General features: G+C 37.8%; 22 protein-coding genes and 1 riboswitch. Of the genes, 10 read left to right on the top strand and 12 right to left on the bottom strand.

Going from position 1 to position 25591, the window contains the following annotated elements; all coding sequences use genetic code 11:
• Positions 1 to 64: 64 nt before the first annotated feature.
• The 3 genes from H131_RS03990 to H131_RS03980 form a co-directional block, all read right to left on the bottom strand.
• Positions 65 to 2251 (bottom strand): MFS domain-containing histidine kinase, encoded by a 2187-nt coding sequence (locus H131_RS03990; protein ID WP_230491874.1) that lies wholly within the window; start codon positions 2249 to 2251, stop codon positions 65 to 67.
• 151 nt (positions 2252 to 2402) lie between these two features.
• Positions 2403 to 3095 carry a response regulator transcription factor gene (locus tag H131_RS03985; protein WP_010857771.1) on the bottom strand — a complete coding sequence of 231 codons (693 nt, stop codon included), beginning with the start codon at positions 3093 to 3095 and terminating at the stop codon, positions 2403 to 2405.
• Positions 3096 to 3197: 102 nt separating this feature from the next.
• Positions 3198 to 4055: a DMT family transporter gene (locus tag H131_RS03980; protein ID WP_010857770.1), complete on the bottom strand. Its 858-nt coding sequence runs from the start codon at positions 4053 to 4055 to the stop codon at positions 3198 to 3200.
• 148 nt (positions 4056 to 4203) lie between these two features.
• Here H131_RS03980 and H131_RS03975 point away from each other — a divergent pair, with 148 nt between their 5' ends.
• Positions 4204 to 4434: a MerR family transcriptional regulator gene (locus H131_RS03975; RefSeq protein WP_010857769.1), complete on the top strand. Its 231-nt coding sequence runs from the start codon at positions 4204 to 4206 to the stop codon at positions 4432 to 4434.
• Between the two features lie 46 nt (positions 4435 to 4480).
• On the opposite strand, the gene H131_RS03970 is transcribed toward H131_RS03975, so the two are convergent.
• From H131_RS03970 to H131_RS03960, 3 genes are all read right to left on the bottom strand, one after another.
• Positions 4481 to 5467, bottom strand: coding sequence for a homoserine dehydrogenase (locus H131_RS03970; RefSeq protein WP_010857768.1), 987 nt, complete (start codon positions 5465 to 5467; stop codon positions 4481 to 4483).
• 513 nt (positions 5468 to 5980) lie between these two features.
• The gene (locus H131_RS03965; protein ID WP_010857767.1) at positions 5981 to 6367 is read right to left on the bottom strand and encodes a hypothetical protein; all 387 of its coding nucleotides are present in this window, start codon (positions 6365 to 6367) and stop codon (positions 5981 to 5983) included.
• A gap of 503 nt (positions 6368 to 6870) precedes the next feature.
• Positions 6871 to 8172, bottom strand: a complete 1302-nt coding sequence (locus H131_RS03960) for an O-acetylhomoserine aminocarboxypropyltransferase/cysteine synthase family protein (protein ID WP_010857766.1) — start codon at positions 8170 to 8172, stop codon at positions 6871 to 6873.
• Positions 8173 to 8290: 118 nt separating this feature from the next.
• Positions 8291 to 8404, bottom strand: a riboswitch (SAM riboswitch).
• 157 nt (positions 8405 to 8561) lie between these two features.
• Here H131_RS03960 and H131_RS03955 point away from each other — a divergent pair.
• Together H131_RS03955 and H131_RS03950 are read left to right on the top strand one after the other, a co-directional pair.
• The gene (locus H131_RS03955; protein WP_010857765.1) at positions 8562 to 9191 is read left to right on the top strand and encodes a glycerol-3-phosphate acyltransferase; all 630 of its coding nucleotides are present in this window, start codon (positions 8562 to 8564) and stop codon (positions 9189 to 9191) included.
• A gap of 202 nt (positions 9192 to 9393) precedes the next feature.
• Positions 9394 to 10875, top strand: a complete 1482-nt coding sequence (locus H131_RS03950) for a DASS family sodium-coupled anion symporter (protein WP_010857764.1) — start codon at positions 9394 to 9396, stop codon at positions 10873 to 10875.
• 59 nt (positions 10876 to 10934) lie between these two features.
• Here the strand turns inward: H131_RS03950 and H131_RS03945 are convergent, their stop codons facing one another.
• A complete protein-coding gene (locus tag H131_RS03945; protein ID WP_010857763.1) occupies positions 10935 to 12455 on the bottom strand; it encodes a succinate CoA transferase in 1521 nt (506 codons plus the stop codon).
• Between the two features lie 306 nt (positions 12456 to 12761).
• Between H131_RS03945 and chrR the strand changes: the two genes are divergently transcribed.
• Both chrR and H131_RS03935 read left to right on the top strand, forming a co-directional pair.
• Complete coding sequence (chrR, locus tag H131_RS03940) at positions 12762 to 13493, top strand: class II chromate reductase ChrR (protein WP_010857762.1); 732 nt, start codon at positions 12762 to 12764, stop codon at positions 13491 to 13493.
• Positions 13494 to 13693: 200 nt separating this feature from the next.
• On the top strand, positions 13694 to 14119 hold the full coding sequence (locus H131_RS03935; protein WP_010857761.1) for a hypothetical protein: 426 nt from the start codon (positions 13694 to 13696) through the stop codon (positions 14117 to 14119).
• A gap of 48 nt (positions 14120 to 14167) precedes the next feature.
• On the opposite strand, the gene H131_RS03930 is transcribed toward H131_RS03935, so the two are convergent.
• Positions 14168 to 15847, bottom strand: coding sequence for a hypothetical protein (locus H131_RS03930; RefSeq protein ID WP_010857760.1), 1680 nt, complete (start codon positions 15845 to 15847; stop codon positions 14168 to 14170).
• 135 nt (positions 15848 to 15982) lie between these two features.
• Here H131_RS03930 and H131_RS03925 point away from each other — a divergent pair, with 135 nt between their 5' ends.
• From H131_RS03925 to H131_RS03915, 3 genes are all read left to right on the top strand, one after another.
• Positions 15983 to 16633 carry a lysoplasmalogenase gene (locus tag H131_RS03925; RefSeq protein WP_010857759.1) on the top strand — a complete coding sequence of 217 codons (651 nt, stop codon included), beginning with the start codon at positions 15983 to 15985 and terminating at the stop codon, positions 16631 to 16633.
• A gap of 79 nt (positions 16634 to 16712) precedes the next feature.
• Entirely contained in the window at positions 16713 to 17942 is a 1230-nt protein-coding gene (gene pepT, locus H131_RS03920) for a peptidase T (protein WP_010857758.1), read from the top strand.
• Between the two features lie 160 nt (positions 17943 to 18102).
• Positions 18103 to 19065 (top strand): DMT family transporter, encoded by a 963-nt coding sequence (locus H131_RS03915; RefSeq protein WP_010857757.1) that lies wholly within the window; start codon positions 18103 to 18105, stop codon positions 19063 to 19065.
• 119 nt (positions 19066 to 19184) lie between these two features.
• Here the strand turns inward: H131_RS03915 and H131_RS03910 are convergent, their stop codons facing one another.
• Positions 19185 to 20477 (bottom strand): hypothetical protein, encoded by a 1293-nt coding sequence (locus H131_RS03910; protein ID WP_010857756.1) that lies wholly within the window; start codon positions 20475 to 20477, stop codon positions 19185 to 19187.
• A 375-nt stretch (positions 20478 to 20852) separates the two neighbouring features.
• Positions 20853 to 21182, bottom strand: coding sequence for a DUF4395 family protein (locus H131_RS03905; RefSeq protein ID WP_230491818.1), 330 nt, complete (start codon positions 21180 to 21182; stop codon positions 20853 to 20855).
• Between the two features lie 289 nt (positions 21183 to 21471).
• Here H131_RS03905 and H131_RS03900 point away from each other — a divergent pair, with 289 nt between their 5' ends.
• Entirely contained in the window at positions 21472 to 22182 is a 711-nt protein-coding gene (locus tag H131_RS03900) for a hypothetical protein (protein WP_010857754.1), read from the top strand.
• 107 nt (positions 22183 to 22289) lie between these two features.
• Here H131_RS03900 and H131_RS03895 read toward each other — a convergent pair whose 3' ends face one another.
• Together H131_RS03895 and H131_RS03890 are read right to left on the bottom strand one after the other, a co-directional pair.
• A complete protein-coding gene (locus tag H131_RS03895) occupies positions 22290 to 22970 on the bottom strand; it encodes a hypothetical protein (protein ID WP_010857753.1) in 681 nt (226 codons plus the stop codon).
• Positions 22971 to 22982: 12 nt separating this feature from the next.
• On the bottom strand, positions 22983 to 24095 hold the full coding sequence (locus H131_RS03890) for a mandelate racemase/muconate lactonizing enzyme family protein (RefSeq protein ID WP_010857752.1): 1113 nt from the start codon (positions 24093 to 24095) through the stop codon (positions 22983 to 22985).
• A gap of 82 nt (positions 24096 to 24177) precedes the next feature.
• Between H131_RS03890 and H131_RS03885 the strand changes: the two genes are divergently transcribed.
• The gene (locus H131_RS03885) at positions 24178 to 25419 is read left to right on the top strand and encodes a hypothetical protein (RefSeq protein ID WP_010857751.1); all 1242 of its coding nucleotides are present in this window, start codon (positions 24178 to 24180) and stop codon (positions 25417 to 25419) included.
• Positions 25420 to 25591: the final 172 nt, after the last annotated feature.

The following is a 25591-nucleotide window of genomic DNA, read 5'->3' as shown; positions in this document are numbered from 1 at the left end:
GAATCCCAACTGTCTTATCATCGTTCATTACAAAAAAACAGCGGCACTATCTGCCGCTGTCCATTTACACTGTTGGTATACGAACGATCACTTTAAATAAATCTCCATCAACATCGATGCTCATACGTGCTCCATGCAAATCCACGATTGATTGTGCAATGGCTAAACCTAGCCCTGAACCTTCCGTATGACGTGAAGCATCTGCTCGCTTAAAGCGCTCAAACAATTCATCTGCATTTTCACTGATTTCATATTTTGCGACGTTCTTTACGGTGAATTCTACATCACCATTAGCTGTACGTTTTAAGGTAACATAGACACGCGTACCTTCTAATGCGTACTTCAATACATTGACGATCAAATTATCAATGAGTCTCCACCATTTTTGTCCGTCTACATAAGCATAAAGTGGTTCGCGCGGCATCGTCATTCGTAAATCTAAACGTGCTTGCGCTAAGTCCTCCTCATGCTCCCCTACTGCCTGCTGCACAAGCTGTGTTAAATCAACACGACTTCGATGAAGCTCAATATTCCCACTCGCCATTTTCGATACTTCAAAGAGATCCTCAATCAGTACTTTTAAACGCTCTGATTTTTTATCGAGAATATGAATATACTGCTTGCGCTCTTCGTCAGTAATATCTGATTTTTTCAGTAGATCGGTATAGGTAATAATGGATGTTAACGGCGTACGTAAATCATGGCTAACATTCGTAATGAGCTCTGTTTTCAAACGTTCACTTTTTGCCTGCTCATGCATCGACGTACGAACACCTTCACGTAAGTGATTAAGATTCTCCGCATGATTGGCAAGTGGTGATTTCCCTTTTATCATGACGTCGCGGTTCAGACGCCCTTCTGCCATGTCCTTCGTGTCTTTCATAATACGGTTTAGATAACCCATTCTCGAAAGAAAAACGACCATTGCTGGTATACCTACAAAAGCACAGACCCCAAATACGAATACCGGGAATCCGCCAGCTACCATCGAAGCGACAAGACTACCACCACCAAAAAAAGCAGCTGCGACCATAACAATGGAATGTAATGCGATGGAACGATTTAAAAACAGATCAGTTAGCGAATCTCCTAATCCCCATAAATAACTGTCTTTCAAGTTATCCCCTAGTTTTTTTGCTGTACTCACTCGATCATACAACCAAATAAGTTGTACGAAAAATGCAATACCTATAATAATTAAAACGAATAGTTTCAATAGAAAATCAATGAAAAAGCGTACATAATTGGACTCGTATGCAAATTCAATCGATTCGAAGGCCATATACGATGAAGACCAATATATACAGCCAGTAATGAACAAAATAGCGACTTGTATATCAATTCGTAGCTTTTCCAGATTATTTTTCTCTTTTAAGCCTTGCACTGCTAGAAGCACTTCTTTACGTCCTTTCCATGTAAAGATTGCTGCTAGTATACTTATTATCCAAATGATAAAAAACATGTATTGATTTCGTTTGAAACGATCATAGCCATCCATCACTGCTGCTGCCTGCGCTGCCTTTTTAGAAATTGTAAGTGTACCTGTGTAATTTACAGTTTCATTGAATATTTCGTAATCAAGATAGACATTGGATGAAGAAAAAATATGATTTAAATTATTACTTATATTCCAAGTACTTAAAGGGTGCTGATACGTATATTTTACTTTGTATGCACTGCTGTCAGAAACATCGCCTGAATCAAATACTTCACCGGTTTCGTTATTTGTTAATTCATATGACCAGTAATGATAGTTTTGTGCGAAACTTTTTGCTTCCTCTTGCGCAGATTTTATATATTTGTCAACAAGCGCTTCCTTGTCTGCTTGAATTTTCTTGCGAACATATTCATCATCTTGGAAATTCGTAGTAATGTCCTTAATTTTTTCATTTCGCTCGCTTTCAAGCTTTTTCTTCAATTCAGTCGCATTGACATCAGCCGCTTCTTGAATGCGATTGTCGTATTGTGCATTAATATTTGCTACCTGGTCACTTAGTGAACCATAGTAATTACGATGTTCTTCAATTTCATTTTGCGTAACTTCTATTTTGCTCTTTAATTCCTCAGCATTTGGTTTATTCAATATCAGCGGCCCTAGCTCTGATTGAAAATTATCTAGCTCATGCTGAAAATCTTCAGATTGAAAATATGACTTCCCTATATACTGATAGCCAATCTTCGAAAATGTAAAGACGCCAAAAACCAGCCAGATTAAACAAACAAGTGTGAGAAGAGACTTCCATTTTTTCATCACTATAACGACTCCCCTCTAAAAAATTCTTTCAAGCAATTGTAGCACTTCAGATGAACGGGCATTTACCATCTGATACGCATACACGCCAAAATAGATAAGGCCAATAACCCCAGCCACAAAACCTGCTATTGTTAGATAATGTTCTAGTTTATTTCTCCATTTTATAGCCAACGCCCCATACCACCTTTAAATAGCGTGGATTTTTCGGATCTGCCTCAATTTTTTCACGTATTTTACGAATGTGTACTGCTACAATATTTTCAGCATTGTAGGCTTCTTCATTCCAAACACGCTCATAAATCTCTCGAATCGAAAAAACACGCCCTGCATTCTTCATTAATAATTCTGTAATTTTATATTCAATTGGTGTTAAACGAACGGGCTCGCCTTCCAAAATTACTTCTTTAGCATCCTCATCTAACACAAGACCGTCAATTTCTACCTTCGCTGTTTCATCATTGTACGTCCCAAGTTGTACATATCGTCGTAGCTGTGATTTCACACGTGCCAAAAGCTCTAATGGATGGAATGGCTTTGTGACATAATCATCGGCTCCAACGGATAAGCCATGAATTTTATCGCCGTCTTCCGCCTTCGCACTAAGCATAATAATTGGAATATTGCGTTCTGCACGGATTTTAAAAGTTGCCGTAATGCCATCCATATTCGGCATCATAATATCCAAAATAATTAAATGAACTTCATTGTTCTCAAGCTGCTCCAGTGCCTCTACACCGTCAGCCGCTTTAATAACATTGTAGCCTTCGTTTTTTAAGTAAATTTCAATACCATCACGAATATCTTGATCGTCATCTGTTACAAGAACCGTTAACTTCGTCATGATATACACCTCGCTCTCAAATAATAGTGTACCTTTCAAATCTTAAAAACCAGCTAGCATAAATATGAAGAAATTCTTAAGCTTTTTCTCATCAATATAGAATCACACTTTTCTTCCCCCCATCGTTAGCACAACAATGCTCCCAAGCAACATCGCTACCCCAAACCAGGACGACACACTTAAGTATTCACCAATAAGGAATACACCCAGCATCGCTGCAGTTAAAGGCTCCGCTAAGGACAATGTCACCGCCGAAGAGGAACTAATCCTCTGAAGACCACTTAAAAATAATAAATAGGCTACACTTGTACACATGACGCCCATAAAGAGCATTGTCCATAAGTTATGTACTTCCATTAGCCAGCTAAAACCGCCATTCATCGAAAACAGGCCTAACAATAATGCACAGAGTGAAAATGTCATTGCCACTGCAGGCAATGCCTCTTCTTGCGCCATTAGCTTTTTACTAAAATTTGTATACAACGCAAAGGATGCTCCCGCACAAAGAGCTAGCACAATACCGCCCAGATGAACTGCTTCACCACCACTATTATTGAGTAATAAAACACAACCGAAAATCGCCATTAATGTTGCCATACCCCACACCTTGTTTGGGTGCATTTTCCAAAGCAACCATTCAAACACACCTGAAAATACAGGAGCGCTGCCAATTGTTGCAACTGTTCCAATAGCTACTCCTGTTAAACGAATTGACGAGAAGAAGAGTCCTTGGAACAATGCGATACTTACAGCCGCTAAAATGGTCCATTTCCAAGACCATTTACGTAAGGATATTTTACGGAGCATTACTGCTACAACTAATAATAATCCGCCTCCAATGCTTGAACGAATCGTCGCTACAGCAATCGGTGAAACGCCATTATCTAAAAATGTTTGTACAGTTCCTGTCATCCCCCATAAAATTGCGGCTAGAAGAACAAAAAATGGATATCGTATCATTTGGCTCCTCCAATCTATACCATTAACAATAACTATACAGATTTATCCAAAAATAGACAATTCCTATTTTCCCTCTTGTCTCTTCTACGTTATTAGGCTTTCTGCTAAAGAAAAGTTATAATAATAACAACAAAAGGAGCGAGCGATTATGTACAAAACAATTGAAGAAACAGCTATTGAGCTTGGTATGCCAGAACACCAAGTACAACGTCTTGTATACGAGGGACGTATCCGCTCTGTCTATGATGGCAAGCAAGTACTTATTAACAGCGGTCAATTCAGCACTTACTTTGAACAATTAGAGCGTATTAAAGAGGAAATTGAAATTTGGCGTAATACACCCATTCCCGAAGATATCGATATCAAAGATGAAGACTAAAAATACCAGGCACCCAAACAATTCAGAATTGTTTGGGTGCCTGGCACTATATCGTTACGACAAAACCTGCTCGTTTACCTATAATCTCAGCGTAATCCTCGACCATAACACTTGCAGTTGGATACATACCTGCACCAGGACCGACCAGCGTTAATGTACCGATGTAATTTGTATCCAATGCTACCGCATTATTAACGTCGTCAACTGGGTAAAGTGGATGTTCTTTATCTACTAATTGCGGGCCAACCTTTGCTACCACACTACCATCAACGAGCTTTTCAACCTCTGCCACATGGCGATAACGTAAGCCTTTTTCATATGCTTCTTTTACTTGCTGTGCCGAAATACTATCTATACCAATGACTTCAACATTAGCCCAATCTGGTTGCTCACCAAATGCTAAAGCACTTAAAATCATTAGTTTTTTGAAGGCATCTTGACCAGATACGTCATTATATGGATCTGCCTCTGCATATCCTAATTTTTGTGCTTCTATTAGAGCAGTATCGAAAGACCAGCCCTCTGCTCGCATTTTCGTTAAAATATAGTTACATGTACCATTTAAAATTCCTTGGATACGATTTACATCATTCACAAGCAAAATATTTTTCATCGTTTTAATAACAGGTACACCACCAGCTGTTGTTGCCTCGAAGCCAACAAAGACACCATTTGCTTTAGCAAGTTCTTGCAGCTCTAAACCACGCTTCGCAAACATCACTTTATTTGCAGTAATCACATGACATTTATGTTCAACAGCACGCTTCAAATAGCCAAAAGCCGGTTCTTCATTGACGATTGCTTCAAAAACAACCTGCATACCTGACTCTGCTAAAACTTCATCCATACTTGTTGTCATCAAATGTGCTGTACCGGGTACGCGTTCACGGCTAGCATCTGTAACTAAAATTTTCGCTACTTCTAACTCTATACCTAATTTATTTTTAAGCTCTACTCGCTTTTCATTTAAAATATGATAAATACCTTGACCTACTGTTCCAAATCCTAATATTGCTGCCTTTATAGTTGCCATTCCTGTTATTCCCTCCAACGTACACTTCCGCGGTTTTAATGAAGTTAAAAATCTGTGCCTCACACAAATTCAAATAATTCAAAATTCAACTTAAAGAAAATTGTAACGTAAATAAATACTTTACACAAGAAAAATCTTTCTAGGATGGACATTTGTTTTCCCTAGACGTGCAAAAGAAATCGGTTTCATTCCCTTTATTATACGTTTTTTCAGTTATTCTATAATTATTGAACAAAAATCGACGATTGCTTTATAAAAAAATTACGTCTTTCTTCTATTATATATATGTATGTAAAGACGTAATATAGAATTGTTCTTTTGTAAGATAGTAACAAATATTTTTCCCTTTACACACGTACAAAGTTTAGAACTAACAGAGATGTCTTTTTCCTCATCAAAAATAAATACATGTAGCGTAACAATCACTTCTGTTTCGATTTAATTAGCCTAATTTGCAAAAAAAGCTCATTCCCTATAGCAGTAGAGAATGAGCCGATTTTATATAAGGGAGAATTAGCTTACTTTTGTTAACAACAAATATCGGTAATGAGCTAAAGCTACTTGCACAAGAATCTCTTCTTCTTGTGTAAAGTTTGGTATTGGATATGTACGCTCAACTAATTGAAATGTACCATATCTTAAGTAATACTCTGTTGCTGGTAGTGAAATATGATTTGTACCATACGCTTGATAGCTCTCGAAAACCTCTCGCACCGCATAGCTTCCTTCTTTCGTGTGCACCGTTTCCTTAAAAGCAGTATGGCCAAAAGTTTGATGCCATTTTTTTTCGACGATCGACAGTAAGCTTTGAATAGAGATGTTGTTGACAAACTCATGACACTCATTTAACTCGTAAATAAAATAAGACGCGACGTTTTGTGCACTATAAACATTTCCCATTTCAAACACTCCTTTTTCGATCCGTTTTTTTAGGAAAGAGTATAGTAGCTGGCTATGCTACTACACTCTTATCCCGCTATATATTCAAAAGTGGGGAGCACTTATGAAAACAATGTTAATCGTAATAAATTTCATCGACCACATCAACTATCTGTTAATAGGATGTGTACTATTTTTACAGAGCCTTTGATTCTAAAAGCCCTATCAATGAACATCTATCGAATGAGATAAGATGTGATTGTATATATATTCACTGTCGTTCTTGGTTGGTAGCCCTCGAACCTTTAACTTAATCCCTAGTATATAGCATGACTTTAACGATGTCAATAATACTTATAAAATTACTAGGTATTACTTGTTTGAAATTTCAGATTAGTTACCGAATGAGGTGCACGCTTTATGTAGTAACGTTTACGCATTGCCAAATGAGGCTTTTCACATGAGAAAATACGTAAACGTTACAACACGCAAGCATCAATATCTGAATCATATTTTGTAAAGAATTATGCTTCTACCTCTTGTTGAGCTGCAGTTACTTGTGCAATAGCTTGTTCTAAATCAGCAATAATATCCTCTATTGCTTCCAAGCCAATAGATAAGCGAATAAGCGACTCAGATACCCCAGTCTGGATTAATTCTTCAGCAGATAACTGTTGGTGTGTAGTAGATGCTGGATGAATAATTAATGATTTTGCATCCCCTACGTTCGCTACGTGTGAGAATAATTTGACACTATCAATTAGTTTGCGCCCTGCTTCACGTCCACCTTTAATGCCAAATGTAAGCACGGAACCGAAGCCATTTTTCAAGTATTTCTTCGCTAAATCATGGGTAGCGAAATCTTCTAAACCATTGTAATTTACATACTCCACGGATGGGTGGTTACGTAAATATTCAGCTACAGCTAATGCATTTTCGTTGTGTTTAGGAATACGCAAATGAAGCGTTTCTAAACCTTGTAAAAAGTTAAATGCAGCATCAGCGCTTAAGGTTGGTCCGAAGTCGCGCAGTAATTGCACGCGCAGTTTTGTGGCAAATGCAGCCGCTGCTGTATCGATACCGTAACGTATACCATGGTAGGAGGCATCTGGCTCTGTAAAGCCAGGGAATCTTCCTTGTGTCCAGTCAAACTTCCCTGCATCTACAACAACTCCACCTAAAGTTGTGCCGTGACCACCAATCCACTTTGTTGCTGAGTGGACGACAATATCTGCACCAAAATCAATTGGTGTAGAGCCATACGGAGAAGCAAATGTGCTATCGATAATGAGAGGTAAGCCATTTTCATGTGCGATGTTAGCAACTGTTTCAACATCTAATACTTTTAAGCTTGGGTTGCCGTATCCTTCAGCAAATATGGCTTTTGTTTTTTCGTTAATAGCTGAACGGAAATTTTCTGGGTTTGTTTCATCTACAAAAATAGTTTTAATACCGTAGTTTGGTAATGTATTTGCTAGTAAGTTATATGTGCCTCCGTATAAAGAACTTGCTGCAACGATTTCATCGCCTGCACCCGCAACATTTAAAATCGAAAATGCGATAGCCGCTGCACCAGATGAAAATGCTACTGCTGCTGTCCCACCTTCTAATAAAGCAATGCGTTTTTCAAAAACGTCGACAGTTGGGTTTGTAATACGTGTATAAATATTGCCCGCTTCTTCTAGAGCGAAAAGACGTTGCGCATGAGCAGTGTCTTTAAATACGAAAGCTGTTGAACGGTACACTGGGACTGTACGAGAGCCTGTGACTGGGTCTGGCTCTTGGCCTCCGTGTAGTAGTAATGTCTCTGGTTTAAAATTAGTCATTTTTGTTCCTCCTAAAATGGTTATTTTTTTACGATGGTACCGGAGATGAGGAGGATTTTCTGTAGAAAACAAAAACCCTCTTCAGTTAAGAAGAGGGTTGCGGTTGCAAGTTTTCCTCCCCTTATCTGCCAGATCCAAGTAAGAATCTGTAGGAATTAGCACCTTAGCAAGTAGGTTACTCACTGGTTGCCGGGCATCATAGGGCCTATCCCTCCGCCGCTCTTGATAAGAGTATGTGATTCAATTTCCATCGTTGTTACACAGTATAAACATAGAGTTTTTTTCTGTCAACACTAAAATTTCATTTTTTCTGAAACTTCTGTCTGTTCCTTTGCGTAATATGAACACATACACTACATTAAAATATATTTTTTGAGAGGAGTATTTTTATGGTAAAAGCCTTGATAATTTTTCTTATTGTTGGCTATCTCATTGGCTGTCTTCACGGCTCAAAAGTAGCGCAATTTTTATCGGGGGTAGATTTAAAAAAAGCTGGGCATGGCAATGCAGGTGCCTCCAACGCAACACTTTCGCTCGGTTGGAAATACGGTTTATTAGTAGCGCTTATCGATATTGGTAAAGGCGTTGCCGCCATTATTGGGGTGCATCTATATTTAGCTGACGCTTCGCATTTAACTGACGTACAAATTTGGCTCTTAACCTATACAATTGCAGCGGGTGTTATATTAGGTCATAATTTCCCATTCCATATGGGCTTCAACGGGGGAAAAGGGACTGCTTCGATTATAGGGATTTTACTTGCCGTCGACTGGAAAATTGGGCTATTTGCACTCATACTATTTGTCATTTTATCATTTGCTACTAACTATTTAATCGTTGGAGTACTAGAATTTTATATTGTATTTTGTACAGCGACTTATTTATGGATTCCAGGAATAGGGCCAACAATAATTGCACTTGTACTCTTTGGCATAGCACTTGTCTTACATATTGAAAATATTAAACGACTGATACAAGGTACCGAACCTAAAGTAACCGCTGCCTTTAATAAAAAATAACCCTATCACATTGGGTATTATTGTATTTTTTGTGACCGTCTATTTTCTCGTTATCACGTATTACCGCTACAAACAGAGCGTTTTTTACATTCATTTACTTTTTACAATAAATAGACAAAATTACTTTCTTAAAAAATACATTTAACTAACCGATGTTATGAGAAACTAAGGTCATATTTATCTTTAGAAAGGATGTATTAGTATGTCTACTCTCGAAAAAGCAGCACCTAAACGCAATTTAAAGCCATTTTGGATAGGCCTAGCATTTGCCGCACTAATTATTATTACCTTTTTACCAAATAGTGGCGACTTACCCGTGGCAGGTCAACGTGCTTTAGCGATTTTAGCTTTCGCAGTCATCCTTTGGGTAACTGAAGCCGTATCGTATCCTGTCAGTTCCGCCATGATAATTGCGCTTGTGACAGTGATGCTGGGACTGGCCCCTTCAATGGAAGATCCCACAATAGATTTAGGTACTTCCAATGCATTAAAAATGGCATTAAGCGGATTTAGTAACTCTGCGGTTGCACTAGTAGCCGCCGCTCTGTTCTTAGCCGCAGCCATGCAAATCACTAATTTACACAAACGGCTTGCTTTATGGATTTTATCGCTAGTTGGAACAAAAACGAAGGCAATTGTATTCGGTGCTATTTTAGTATCGATCGTACTTGCATTCTTCGTACCCTCTGCTACAGCACGTGCTGGTGCAGTCGTACCAATACTGCTTGGCATGGTAGCAGCATTTGGCTTACCACGAGATAGTCGCCTGGCCGCTTTACTCGTTATTACATCTGTCCAAGCAGTTTCCATTTGGAATATCGGCATTAAAACAGCCGCAGCCCAAAATATGGTTGCCTTGAACTTTATCAAAGAACAGTTCGGTGTAGATATTTCTTGGGGTGCTTGGTTACTTTACGCAGCACCATTCTCCATCATTATGTCGGTGGCTCTATTCTTCATTATGATTACTTTAATTAAACCTGAGACAAGCAATATTGCAGGCGGTAAAGATGTAATTAAAAAACAACTTGCAGATTTGGGTCCATTAAAGGCACCTGAGATTCGGTTAATCATAACATCGATAGTACTTTTATTTTTCTGGGCAACAGAAGACAAACTTCACCCATTCGATACTACAACGGTCACAATTATTGCAATTGCGATCCTGTTAATGCCAAAAATCGGCGTTTATACATGGAAAGAAGTTGAGCCGCATATTCCTTGGGGGACAATAATCGTCTTCGCAGTAGGAATTATGTTGGGGACAGTGCTGCTGAATACAAAAGGTGCAACATGGTTATCAGATACTGTATTCGGTTCACTAGGTCTTGATTCTATGCCAATTTTAGCAACAATCGCGATTGTTACGCTTTTCAATATCCTTATTCATCTCGGCTTTGCAAGTGCTACAAGTCTAGCTTCCGCATTGATTCCTGTATTTATTGTGTTAGCTTCAACGTTAACTGCAAATGTCGATCAAGTCGGTTTCGTGTTAGTCCAACAATTTGTGATTAGCTTTGGTTTCTTATTACCGATTAGCGCACCCCAAAACATGCTTGCCTACGGTACAGGTGCCTTTACAACGAAAGATTTCTTAAAATCAGGCATTCCATTAACAATTATTGGGTACCTCTTGGTACTTTTATTCACAGCGACCTACTGGAAATGGATTGGCTTATTATAATCAAAAGAAAAGCCTTGAGAGACAATTTTGTCTTCCTCAAGGCTTATTTCATTTCTTTTTTATTTTGCAAAGGATGGATCTTTCATTGTGCCGTTCTTCGCCAAATTCACGTGCCAAGATAATGCTTTTTCTAAATCATGTGGTGTTTGGTGACCACCTGTTGCTTCATTTGCTGCATTAAAGTACGCCCATAATTGTTCACGATATTCAGGGTGTGCACAATGATCAATAATGCGACCAACGCGCTCTTTTGGTGCTAGACCACGTAAATCTGCTACACCTTGTTCTGTGACGATAACATCTACATCGTGCTCCGTATGATCCACATGCGACACCATTGGCACGATACTTGAAATTTTACCGCCCTTAGCGTACGACTTCGTTACAAAAATACCTAGACGTGCATTCCGTGCAAAATCACCTGAACCGCCAATACCATTCATCATTTTTGTACCAGATACATGTGTAGAATTTACATTACCGTAAATATCCAATTCTAGTGCCGTGTTAACAGATATTAAGCCGAGTCGACGAATAATTTCAGGTTGATTTGAAATTTCCTGCGGCCGTAATACTAATTTGTCAGCATATTTTTCAAAATTACCATATACACGGTTTCCTACTTCTTCAGACAGGGTAATAGAAGTAGCAGATGCAAAACTTACTTTACCTGCATCAATTAAATTAAATACTGCATCCTGTAGTACTTCCGAATATACTTCTAAGTTTTCAAATTCTGAATCTTTGAATCCTAATAATACAGCATTTGCTATTGAACCGACTCCTGATTGTAATGGACGTAAGCTCGTCGTTAAACGACCTGCTTTAATTTCCTCGCGGAGGAAATTCAGTAGATGGTTAGCCATAATATCTGTTTCTTCATCGGCCGGGACAATTGTTGATGGTGCATCTAGGATGTCTGAAATCACAATACCTTTTACTTTATCTAAATCTAGTGGAATACCAATAGTACCAAGGCGATCCGATGCATTTTGCAGAGGAATTGGTGCACGCTTACCTTGAGGACCTGGCACGTAAATATCGTGGATACCTTCTAATGCATCAAGTTGCGCTACGTTTAACTCAATGATTACTTGGTCAGCCTCTTGTACAAAAATTGGAGAGTTACCAACTGAAGTTGTCGGAATGAGTAAGCCATCTTCTGTAATAGCAGCCGCTTCGATAATGGCAAAATCGATTGGTCCAATGATGCCTTGGCGTACGAGTTCAGCATTGTGTGACAAATGTGCGTCAACATACGCGATGTCACCACTGTTAATTTTGTTACGAATACCAGAATCTGCTTGGTAAGGTCCTCGTTTGCGAATAGCGCCGGCTTCTGCTAGGTATTGGTCAACTTCTGGTCCAAGTGATGCACCTGTGTATACATCTACCTTGAAGCTCTCTGTTTTAGCTTTCTCTACAAGTGCAAGCGGTACCACTTTTACGTCACCAGCACGTGTAAATCCACTCATACCAAGTACCATGCCATCCTTAATCCAAGAGGCTGCTTGTTGTGCTGTTACAACTTTACTTCGTAGCTGTTCATTACGAAGTTTTTTCGCTAACTTTTCTTCCATTCTTTATTCCTCCCATTCGTATTTACTCCAACTAGATTATTTACCCCATTTTTTTGGATTACCCCACCAATTTAACAAGGAATAAACAAAATAATCAGTCGCATACATAATTTTACACTATTCAGAATTTTTAAGCTATATCTAACAAATTATTTTACTTTGCGAGATACTTTAGTCAAAATACAAATTATTTAAAAATATTTTCAACTAGATATTAACCAATTGTTTATATGGAAATTATTCGATTTTACCAGAAAAGCGTGATATGCTTTTGATATATATACAAGGGAAAAAGGAGAAATTATGATGGTTAAACAATTATTACGTAATCATTCTTCCGTTCGCATTTACGACGGGAATCCTATATCAAAAGAAATTGTTGAAGATTTAATTGCCACAGCTCAAATGGCTGCAACATCTCATTTTGTACAAGCATATAGTGTTGTTTGGGTAACAGATGAGGAGAAAAGGGAAAAATTAGGTTTACTATCTGGGAATCCACGCCAATACGAAACATCCGGCGGTGCCTTTGTCTTTTGCGTAGATTTTAAACGACTACAAATGGCTGGTAAATTAGAAGGTGTTGATATTGTGGCCGATACAGCAGAGAACGTACTGGTTGGAGTAGCGGATGTATCATTATTTGCGCAAAATTTCGTAATTGCAGCTGAATCGATGGGATATGGTATTTGTTATATTGGTGGTGTGCGTAATAAGCCGGAGGAAATTAGCGATCTATTTAATCTACCAGATTTCGTATTCCCACTGTTTGGCTTAACGATTGGTGTTCCTGTTCGCCGCAATGAAGTAAAACCTCGTTTACCAGTAGCAGCAGTACTGCATGAAAATGAATATAATTCACAGAAATATGAAGAACTCTTACCAGCTTATAACGAGTCACTGGCAGCGTACTATACTAGTCGATCTTCAAATAGAAAAATCGACAATTGGACAAAACAGATGGCTGATTTTTTAATTGAACAGCGTCGTCCTTTCATTAATGATTTCCTTGCAAAGAAAGGTTTTAATTGGAAATAACTTCATGTAGGTAAGGTTACTATTGTATGATACTAGCCTTACCTTTTTTCTATTATAAAAAAAGCACTGTCATCAGTAGTACATTGGTCTTGATAGATATGTTTAATTATGGTACAGATTAAACGAAAAGACTCTTTCCTTTTCCAACAATTCCATTAATATAAGTAGAGGAGCTCTATATCGAAAGGAGTTTTGTTCAAATGTCCTATGTCAATAAAGATCTTGCTCGTACCTTAGAACAACAGCATAAGAGAAGTGTAAAAGGTTTATTTTTAAAAATTCAAGACTTAAATAATGAGTATACGCTATTAAGAAAACGACTTGAACATCATATTGACGTGTCTATTTATAAAGATGCCGTTGATTACGTCAATCAATTCGTTTCACATACGTCTATTCTAAATTTAAAATTCATTACGAATACTCAAAATCTTGAAGTCGTTGTATTACATGCCCTGTTATTAGAGTATATTTTACAAAAAGAAGCAGCTCCTTCTTTTGAATACGAAAATCAATTGCTACAAGACTGTATTCAACAAACTTTAGCACTAAATGATCATGCCTCAACACTTTTTACGAACCATAAAGAAAAAATGCTTCATTACATTGATGCTCAAACTGTATAAAAAAGACGATCATTGCAACTAACTTCATTGCGCTGATCGTCTTTTTAATTATTGTAGCCCTTTAATGATGAGTGTGCGAACAGGTAAAAATTGCTCGCCTGTATCCCCATAGGTCAGGATTACTTCATCACCTACTTGTAAATAAATCGCAAGTGGTTCAGTTTCTGCACTCACTAAATAGTTTTCACCGTTATCCAATAAAAACGATACTATAGTAAAGTCACCTAGACGTTCTTTGTAAACACGCAGCACTTTTCCGCTTGCATCTTTCTCCTCGGCTTTTGAACTGCCTTCGACCGTGCTTCCTCCACGGCTAAGTGCTGTTTTATATAATTTTAACGCTTCTTTTGGCGTCGTTGCAAAGGCTGAAACTTCAGGGTTGGCTGCCGATACGATGAAATAGTTTTGTAGGAATCCATTTGCATCAAGTACTGCAGTTAGCCAGCTTGCTTCACCGTAGAAGTTATACAATACTGGCATTTCACCTGTCCATTTTTTCTCAATAAATTTCTTTTCAATAATTTGTAGTGCCCCTTGAGAATCCATATATGACGCATCTTGGTTACCTGTGTAATAAGTTGCCTCACCCGTTCTTGCGTTCGTTAAAGAGTAACCTAGCATCGAATCCACGCCCTCTTTTGGACTTGTAAAATCAGTAAAGTAATACATGTCGCCTGCTTCATCGAAAATTGGGCTGACATTCGACTCAGTCCCTTCATCTGAAGGTAACTTCACATCTTTTTTCCCGAACATACTATTCCAATAACCGTGTACATATTTCCCGAAATAACTATTTTGTAGACTTACTGTTTCAGGTGACACCGCCCCATCTATAAATTCTGGGATGTCTGCTAGCTTCACAATCTCAGATTTCCCTGATAATGCATCGACCAACACAATTCCTTGCACATCAAAACCATTACGCGCTGAAATGAATTCTCCATAAGAGCGAATATAGTATGGCTTACCATCATCATCAACCTCAAGCTGTACATCCCCATAAAAAATTAAGAACGGATGTTGCAAACGCATATGACGTTCTAAATTACTATTTAGATAAGCCGAAGGAATATATTTCATTTCCTGTGCAACAAATTTTGGATTATCTGTTGAATCAGTAGCACTCATTGTAAAGTAACCTGGTGTCGTATCGCCATTCATCCATTTAAAGAAACCTGAAAATTCAACTGGCGCAATATAAACATACTCACCGTTTACCTTTTGAATTTGTAAACGTCCCAATTCATAATAACTTGTATTTGGTACTTGCCCAAACGCCTTTTTCATTTTATTACGGACAAACTTTGGCGGTACACTTGCTGGTGTTTGCGTCTCATCGAAAGGTTTAATTTCAACTTCTTCCTTCATTTCTGCTGATTTAAATTTATCATTTGCATTCCATAAAGGCGCTGATAGCACATAGGCTGCTACAACTAGACTTGCTAAAAATAAAAAGCCCTTAACTTTCCTTTCGATGCCACTCGCTAACAGCGCACCACCTAATGTAAGTAAAGTAATTGCTGGCCAAAAGACAAGCCAGTTCACATCAATTTTCGTAACATATAGCGTAATACCAGTTGCTATAAATCCTAGAATGAAGGCTCCGATGAAAAAGTATCCTATAACCTTTTTCGACTGCCCTTCTTCTCGCTTTTTTGTTATAAGCGGTGTTAATAAAACACTCGCAATTAGTGCAATGACTGCAGAAGCTAACAATAGCTTGGTCATTCTATTCACCCTCTCTTCACTTACTGTCTTACTTATTTACGATTACATAACGCAAAAGTTTCAATCATAAAAATATTATAGAAACAAAGGAATTCTAACACAAAAAGAGAATTTCTAGTGATAGGAGGTGAAAAAATGGCTAAAAAGATATTAATTACTTGTATTTCAGTGCTCGGTCTTTATTATATTTTTTTCTTTTCCCACATTGCGGAGAGTTTGAAACTCATATTTAAGGTCATACCTATAATTTTAATTATTATTTTGGCTGCTACACAAAAAGTACCGCACATAAAAAAATATCAGATCCTCATCATTACTGGGCTTATTTTTTGTATGATTGGTGACTATACATTACGTTGGTTTTTATTTGGATTAACTAGTTTTTTAATTGGTCATATTTTTTATATTTTTGCGTTTGCAGGAACAAACGAACGAAAAGTACCAATTTGGGCTAGAATTTTCCTCCTTGTATACGGTGGGAGTATGGCGGTGTGGATTGCTGGTACAGTCTTTAAATCAGGCGAAGTAGTGCTTAGCATTGCTGTTCTTGCCTATATTTCTGTTATTTTAATGATGGGTTGGACATCCATTCGCACTGGCTCAACTTTTGCAACGATTGGTGCCTTGCTTTTTATTGCATCAGATTCCTATTTAGCTATTAATAAATTTGTAATACCTTTACCATTTTCACACGAAGTTATTATGCTTACATATTATAGTGCGCAACTACTAATTGCACTGAGTATTCTTCAATATTCCGAAATCCGAAGTAAAGTGATACAATAAGGTGCCTGGCACTCAAACAATTCTGAATTGTTTGAGTGCCAGGCACCTACTCAACATATACCTTTAGGAGGCCATAGCAATGAAAGAACAAGTAATTGAACGTTTAATTCGCTATACAAAAATTGATACACAATCAGACTTTACAAGTGAAACTACGCCTTCCACACAAAAGCAGTTTGACTTATTACATGTGCTTAAAGATGAGCTTGCTACAATCGGTTTAACAGACATTACATTAGACGATAATGGTTATTTATTTGCAACGTTGGAAGCTAATACGGATAAAGATGTTCCAACAATCGGCTTCTTAGCCCATGTGGATACCGCAACTGATTTTACGGGCACAAATGTTAACCCTCAGCGTATCGACAATTATGATGGTGGTGACATTCGTTTAAATGAAAATCTAGTCATGTCTCCAGTTGATTTCCCTGAACTAAAAAATTACGTTGGGCAAACACTAATCACAACAGATGGCACAACTCTGTTGGGCGCTGATGATAAAGCGGGTATTGCTGAGATTATGACGGCAATGGAATACTTAGTGAATAATCCAACGATTAAACACGGGAAATTACGTGTGGCCTTCACTCCTGATGAGGAAATTGGCCGCGGACCACACAAATTTGATGTGGCCGCTTTTGGTGCTGACTATGCTTATACGATGGATGGTGGACCACTTGGCGAGCTTCAATATGAAAGCTTTAATGCAGCAGGTGTAAAGGTTATAACAAAAGGAACGAGTGTACATCCAGGTTCAGCAAAAAATAAAATGGTTAATTCCATCACAATGGCAATCGCCTTCCAAAACGAAATGCCTCTTGATGCAGTACCTGAGAAAACAGAAGGTTACGAAGGATTCATTCACTTAATGAACTTCAAAGGATCTATTGAACATACGGAGCTTTCATACATCGTACGTGATCATGACCGCCAAAAATTTGAAACGAAAAAACAATTAATGCTGGATGTGGCTAGCAAAATTCAAGCGCAGTATGGTGAAGATGCGTTAAGCATTTCTATTGAAGATCAATACTATAACATGGGTGAAAAAATTGAGCCTGTAAAAGAAATAGTTGACATCGCACGTACTGCAATGGAAAAATTAGATATTGAACCAAATACACTTCCGATTCGTGGGGGTACTGATGGTTCACAACTTTCTTATATGGGCTTACCTACGCCGAATATTTTTGCAGGTGGCGAAAATATGCACGGTAAGTTCGAATATGTATCCGGAGAGACGATGGAAAAAGCTTCACAAGTCATTCTTGAAATTGTACAGCTCTTTGAACAGCAAGGTAAATAAAAAACTATCCTTTTCTATTGGTTGAAACAATATGACCAAAATATTTGTCCACTACGGAGGAAGGTTTCCCCTTTCTTCGTAATTTTTTTTACTTTAATAACTGAATTTTCAAATTACATAAAGAGTTAGAGTGTTTAACTCAAATCGAGGTGATATTGTTATGAAAGAAATTGCATTAGGCATTTTAGCTTCACTTTTTTTTGCCGTAACGTTTATTTTGAATCACGCAATGGAAATGCAGGGAGGTAGTTGGCTATGGAGCGCATCTTTACGGTACTTCTTCATGTTGCCATTTTTACTTGCTATCGTCTTCTATCGAAAGGGCTTTTCACAGCTTTCAGGTGAAATGAAATCACAGCCTATAGCATGGCTTCTTTGGAGCTTTATTGGCTTTGTGTTATTCTATGCACCACTCACATTTGCAGCCGCATTCGGACCAGGCTGGCTCGTTTCTGGTACATGGCAGTTTACGATTGTTGCAGGCGTATTGCTCGCTCCCCTTTTCGTTTCTGTAATCGCAGACAAAACTGTACGCCAAAAAATACCGCTCGTATCATTACTTATTTCATGTGTTATTCTAGTCGGTATTTTATTGATTCAAGTGCCACAAGCGCAGTCGGTTCCTCTAAAAAGTTTGCTGCTCGGCATTTTGCCAGTCGTTGTAGCAGCATTCGCTTATCCACTAGGCAATCGTAAAATGATGGACGTTTGTGGTGGTCGCATCGATACGTTTCAACGCGTACTTGGCATGACGATTGCATCGATGCCTGCATGGATTGTAATGGCGATTTATGCAATAGTAACTGTTGGACTCCCATCAAAAGCCCAAGTTCTACAATGCTTATTTGTCGGTATTAGTTCAGGTGTCATCGCAACCATTCTATTTTTCATTGCAACCGACCGTGTACGAGATCATCAAGGCAAACTAGCCGCTGTTGAAGCTACACAATCAACAGAAATTATTTTCGTTATTATTGGAGAAGTTCTACTATTGGGTATTGCCTTCCCAGACCCAATTGCAATTGCCGGACTTGGCGTCATCATTATCGGCATGCTATTGCATAGTTATTATACGATGCTTCTCGGTAAAAAGAATGCTACCGAGCAATCGTTATCTTCATAGATTAAGGTCTGTCTAATAAGTCCCTAAAATCAAACAGGTGTGGAAAAACATTTCGTTTTTCCACACCTGTTTTTCTGTTATTAAGATTTTCACTCTTCCATCAAAAAATGAAGGATTTATTATTCATAAGACGTTAATTTGTTGCCATAATCATCACTGATGAAACCATAGCCCGGTGCAAAAAGTTCATTAAGGGACGTTTCCACAACATTGTTAAACGTCCCTGCTGGTGTTGTAATCGTGTAATGAATGGCACGAACAAACCCTTCTTGTTTCCGTCCATGTCCCGTTCTAGTCACTTTTGAGCCCTCTGTAACTGGCTTTTCAAATGCATATTTGTTCCCATCCATTTCGTAATTAAAGTTTATTTCTGTTTCATAGTAGTCAATGAACTTTAAGGCTGGCGCTTCAAAGCGATTATTAGTCGTTTTCTTATAAACAATGTTTGGAGTAGCATAATTCTGATATACTAGCTGCTGAAGCGTATCATTTGGCAAGAAAGACGTTGTTATAATCGGTGATTCGTTCGGTCTTATAGTAGCTAGAACTTTTTTCGGTACACTATATACTTCCCCATCTATCTCAATCCAAGCTGTCTTATCATTTTCTGTCAATAATATTCCTTCATCAAAACGTTTTAGCTCTTTTTGATTTCCTTTCCCTTCAACATTCACACCATATCGAATATAACGTTTCCCTAAGTTTTTCACAGGCTCGATTAATGTTACAGGGATATAGCCCTCTTTCACCCAAAGGTATCCATTTATTTCAAGTCCTAATGATTGGAGAGCAGTTCCTTTTGAACGCTCCACCCCACTTGCTCCATTCATTGGAGCGCCTAACACCTGTGCATCAGTTGTTAACATATAGAGTCCCTTATCTCTTTTCGTTGTTTCGACAATGCGAATATTCGCGCCATCAATATAGTCCTCAATAGAACTACCGTCCCAATCATAATAAGAGTAATATAGGTTTTCACCAATAGAAATCTTATTATAAAAGGCTCCATCTACATATTCAGTTGGGTAATGTGCTCCATAGCTATGGCCCTGACGACTGCTGTTGATATAGCCGGGATTATCATAAAAGGAAGCACGGATATTCAGAGGTACTTTCTTAAAAACAACTAAATCCGTTGCTTGTACACGATAACCCGAGCTCATCCAATAAAATGTTTTATTATCATACTTTTCTATATTATAAACTCGGAAATAGTTGTTGTGCTTGACTGTCATCGAGCTATACGTACCGTTTGCATTCTTCTTATACACTTTTACATCTTTTGTAAAGGTCATTTTTCCCGTTTGCCCCTTGACAATTTGTGCCCCGTCCCACTGTACCTCCGCTTTAGATGAAGATGGGTTTGCTAAAAAGGCGACAACAACGAGGAATATGATAAAATATTTCTTCATTTATCCCTCCACTTATTTCTAATTAAATTTCATTTATTATACTATACCAAGCCTGTTACTGATTAACTAATTCCCCTATCTATAGACAATCAAAAAAAGAGCGACTTATCCATATAGGCATAAGTCGCTCTGAGATTTTCACGTTCCCAAAAAATGAGGGGGGTTTTAGGAGCGTTATCATGAACTAGCAAACTTCTGGAGAAAAGTAGCTAAAGTCCATCCTCTCTACACTCGTTTTGTAGAAGAGGAATAATCTTTATACGATAATGATAATCATTATCAATTAAAAAGTCAACAACTATCTAATATTTTTTTTAGAATTTTTTTCAAATGACTACAATGCCTTTTTAAGTGAGCGTCGATACTTCCATTGCTTCAGTTGAAAATGTAAAAAAAACCGAAACAAAAACCTGCAATTGCAACTGATGAGGCAATAGCTACCACTGCTGTAAATGTATATCCTACTATTTGCCAATGAAAAAAGAAACCTAGAAACCCACCTGCTAAACAGAAGCTTGCAATACTAGAATTGAATTTTTGTTGCTGTGCATCCTCTGGTATATAAGCGGATGGAGCCTTTTTCAAAAATTGCTTTCCAAGTCTGATAATTGGATTGAAATTGCATAAAACACCAAGGAAATTTGCTACTAAAGGAATTGCTAATAGCCAAACAACCCCTGTTGTCCAAGTCAGTATGATACTCAAAATAATTATCCACTGATTAAGTCGGACAAGCGGCCTTGGAATCACATGCGACTGAATCATCCGAAAACCTACCTTTCATATATGTTTAATACACTTTACTACACTCCATACTATTTGTGAAGCAATAATGAATAACTTATAATAAGAATAAATGACTAACAATTACGTATCAGCATGATTGCATTCGGAGGTTATAATTTTGTTCAGCAAGCTTCCGATTGCCAATATAAATAAACCTCATATAGAAGATGGCTTTTATAGCATAAAGTGAAAAGAAAAGGTGATGACAATGCCAGCTTTAACAATGGATCAAGTAAGACAACTCAATTCCTATAGCATTTATACAACAGAACCAAAACGAGCATTATTTACATTGGCTGATATACATAAAGACTTTTACCATCCTGATTTTTTAAATTTAATGATGGGTATTACAGATGCCGCGACTGAAACTGCTGCCATTTCCCACTTCTCTCGCCGTTATGGTATGTTTTTCGCCATGCAGCTTTACATGCTTGCAGCCTATGATGAGGTTTGGGATGGTAAACCGATTGAAATCCGTTTTGATGCAACAAAAGAATTCAATAGTTTTACCGTCGCAATGTTCGTCAATCCAACTGATTGGCGTTATGTGGACGAGGATGAACGTCAGATGGTCATTGAGAAAATTTTGTACGATGGGCATATTATTGTTCAACAGCTACGTAAAGTAACTTCCATTTCTCCGCTTACAATTTGGGAGAATTTCTTCGGGTATCTACTGTGGCATTATCATATATTATTATCTAATCCTGGCCTCGCCGATCAGGCAATGGAGGATATTGAAATATTGGAGAATCCCAAAACATGGGCTCGCTTCTCACAAAAATCATGGTGGGTTGAATATACCGGTGGCCAAAGCCCGACTAATTTGGTAAATGTACCTGTACGTAAATCTTGTTGCTTTTCAAAGGACGTTCCTGGCTTAATGGCTTGTGGTTTTTGCCCATTAAAGAAATAACAAAAAACCTTACCTCTCACTTTCGTAAAAGATAAGGCTTTTTTAGTTAGTCTTAGCACCCACATATGAATGTGGCACTTTTCGATTTAAGAATCAATAGCTCATCGCTATTTTTCATATACAACAAACCAATCATGTTGTTCTTCATAAATGGATGTTCCTAAATAGCCCTGCTTCAATAGCATTTGCTGTCCCTCTGTATCACCCATCGATACAGTCTTTTTTTCTGTGAAAGCGGGCTGTTCATGTTGTAAATCTTTATAAAAGATATATCGTAATTTATCAACATACTTAATCTTTAATCCCTTTATAACTAGTCCTTGCGAAAATTTATCTTTTAAACTCGCTATATTATAAGGCTTCACTGTCGAACAAACATAGTTATAACTTGTTAAATCGATATGATTCATCACAACTTTTGCTAACGTTTTTTGTAAACCAAAACCTTGATATTTTGGGGAAACATTCGATATTTCCTGATACAATACTCGATGAAATTGTGCCTCAGCAATTTCGCAATCATAGCCTAGATGTTCGTCATCAATAGGGGGATTTAATAGCGCTCTAAAGGCAATCAATTCGTCTGCCACGTATGCTCCTATCATCAAACCGTTCCCGTTTAAAATATACTCAAATTCCTCAGTACTAAGAGGCTGTAATATACTTCGATCATGTAATGATTCATAGACCTCTTGTTGTAATCTCTCAATCACTTGTAAATTCTCTATTCGTAATTGTGTAACGAAAAACGGCGTTTCACCGAGCAGTCCTTCATACATCTTGTCCATCTCGCCGCCTCCTTAGGCTGTTACAATTGTTGAGAATTCACTTAATTCTTTAATTACCTCATCGTCTACATCTACACCTAAACCAGGTTTTTCTGTTAAACAGATGAATGGTACATCATAGTGTAAATTACCAACGTCCTTAGAGAATTTAAGAGGACCTGTTAATTCAACACTTGTCATTATTTTTTTTGAAAAAGCTACATGGAAACCTGCTGCCGAGCCAACAGACGACTCAACCATTGATCCTATTTGACATTCCATACCTGCCATTTCGGCCATTACTGCTAGTTTCATAGCTGGATAAATGCCTCCACATTTCATTAACTTGATATTTACTTTATCTGCTGCACGCTTAGCAATAATTTCACGCATTTCGCGTACGCCTCGAAGTCCTTCATCAATCATTAAAGTAGTAGTCGATTTTGCCTTGATTTCTACCATTCCGTCAATATCTTCACTGTCTACAGGTTGTTCTAACCAATCTAGGTTTAAATCCTTTAATGCATGTAAGCCTTGTAGCGTTGTAGAGGCATTCCCCCACCCTTGATTTACATCTACACGGATAGCAATGTTTTCTCCCACACGTTCACGTACAGCTTTTATGCGGGCAACATCACGTGTTACTTCAGTACCCACTTTCATTTTAAAAGATTCATAGCCCATTTCAACACGCTTAGCTGCCTCATCAGCCATATCCTCAGGTGTACCAATACTTAGTACATGCGTAATAGGGAATTTCTCATGATAGCGACCACCTAAAAGTTGATAGACTGGCACTTGTAATGCTTTACCAGCAATATCAAAGCAAGCAATGTCAATAGCCGCTTTTGCTGCTGGTACACCTTTAATCATTTGGTCCATCTTATCATGAATTTTTTCGAATGCCATTGGGTTTTCACCAATAATAGCAGGTACTAGTTGGTGCTTGAGTACAGCATAAGTGCTTTCCCATGATTCCCCCGTAACATGTTCATCCGGTACCGCTTCACCATACCCTACAATGCCAGTATCAGTCGTCATTTTTAAAATGATGGAGGGCATTGTATCATATGTAGCATAACTAATGATGAATGGATCAATTAGTGGTAAATGAATTGCAAAAATTTCTACTTGTTGAATTTTCATTTCATATCAAACTCCTGTATAATTTATAGTTGTCGTTAATACGTCGTTAATTGCTTAAAAATATAAAAAAGGAATGATGTTTATGTCTACAAAAATTGCAGTACTATGCTCTAAAGCGTTTAAAAAGCGTATACTTAGTATCGCACAAAACATAGAGGATGTTCAATTAGAATTTTATCTTTACGATCAGCCTTCTGATGCGCCAACGCTATTGAAGCAAATTAAACCTTGCGATGCACTTTTGTTGGGAGGAACGCTACCATATCTACATGCTCAATCATTACTTGAAACATTGCCAATCCCTTGGAATTATATAAAACAAGATGAAACTGCTATTTCTACAACATTATTATCACTTATAGCCAATCACGCAATCTCTCTTGAAAGAGTAGCCATTGATGTTATGAATCCAAAATTTGTAGATAACGTTCTCTCTGATATAGAATATAGCGGGAAAAATCCTTACGTCTACCCTATTTCACTTGCAGAAGCACCGCATGATATTTTGCAGAAACATCTAACACTTTGGCAAGCAAAGAGCATTGATTTCGTTATAACAAGTATTCATAGTGTGTTCGATGAATTACAGGCTTTGAATATCCCAGCAATGCGTATGTTGGATGCATCAAGCTCCATTATTCAATGCATAGAAGAAACAAAATCACAATCTTTACTTACAAAATCCGAATCAGTCAAAGCTGCTGTCGGACTATTAGACATGCAGGAAGATAACGATTTCCACGCATCTATTTTAAATCATATAACGGCTGCTACACATTCAACCTATAAGCAAATTTCGCCTAATTATTTTGAACTTTATACAACTGCTGGACATTTACAAAATGCGTTCGAAAAGGAAAATTTACAAAAGCTGCTACAGCAAATAGAAAAACCATTTAAGCTTGCATTTGGCTACGGTCATTCGATTTTTGAAGCAGCTCAAAATGCAAAATACGCTCTAAAATTCACCAAGCCCTTTGAAATTTATATACTAGATGAACATAAAAATCTAGTAGGTCCTCTTCCAAATGGTGAAGCCAAAATTTCCTTAAAAACAAATGATCCTTACATTTTGCAAATGGCAAAGCAAACAAATTTAAGTCCAGTCAATCTTTCTAAAATCATAAATTTCAGCCGAGAAAGACAGTCTGCTCAATTTACATCTTCTAATCTATCTGAATATCTACAAGTCTCTCGCCGAACAACTGAACGCATTATAAAAAAATTAGTTGACCAAGGCTACGCGAAAGTAGTTGGAGAAGAGATGCCCCACCAACAAGGTCGTCCTCGCACAATCTATGAGTTGAATTTCGGAACTTATTAAAAACTTTAAATATTAAGACAAGGGGCTCTTTAGCAAGCCCCTTTGTCTATTACAACCATCTTTTGCAAACCTAGAAATAGATAAATCATTTTTCTATAAAGAAACACGAACATTTTTAGTAGGAGCGTAAGGCGGCGACTCCTACGGGAAAGCAAGCGAACCGAGACCCTGG

Source organism: Lysinibacillus sphaericus OT4b.31 (assembly GCF_000392615.1).
In the GTDB taxonomy this organism is placed as follows: Bacteria; Bacillota; Bacilli; order Bacillales_A; family Planococcaceae; genus Lysinibacillus; species Lysinibacillus sphaericus_B.
Note: the sequence above shows the minus strand (reverse complement) of the source record. Positions and strands in the feature narration are given on the sequence as shown.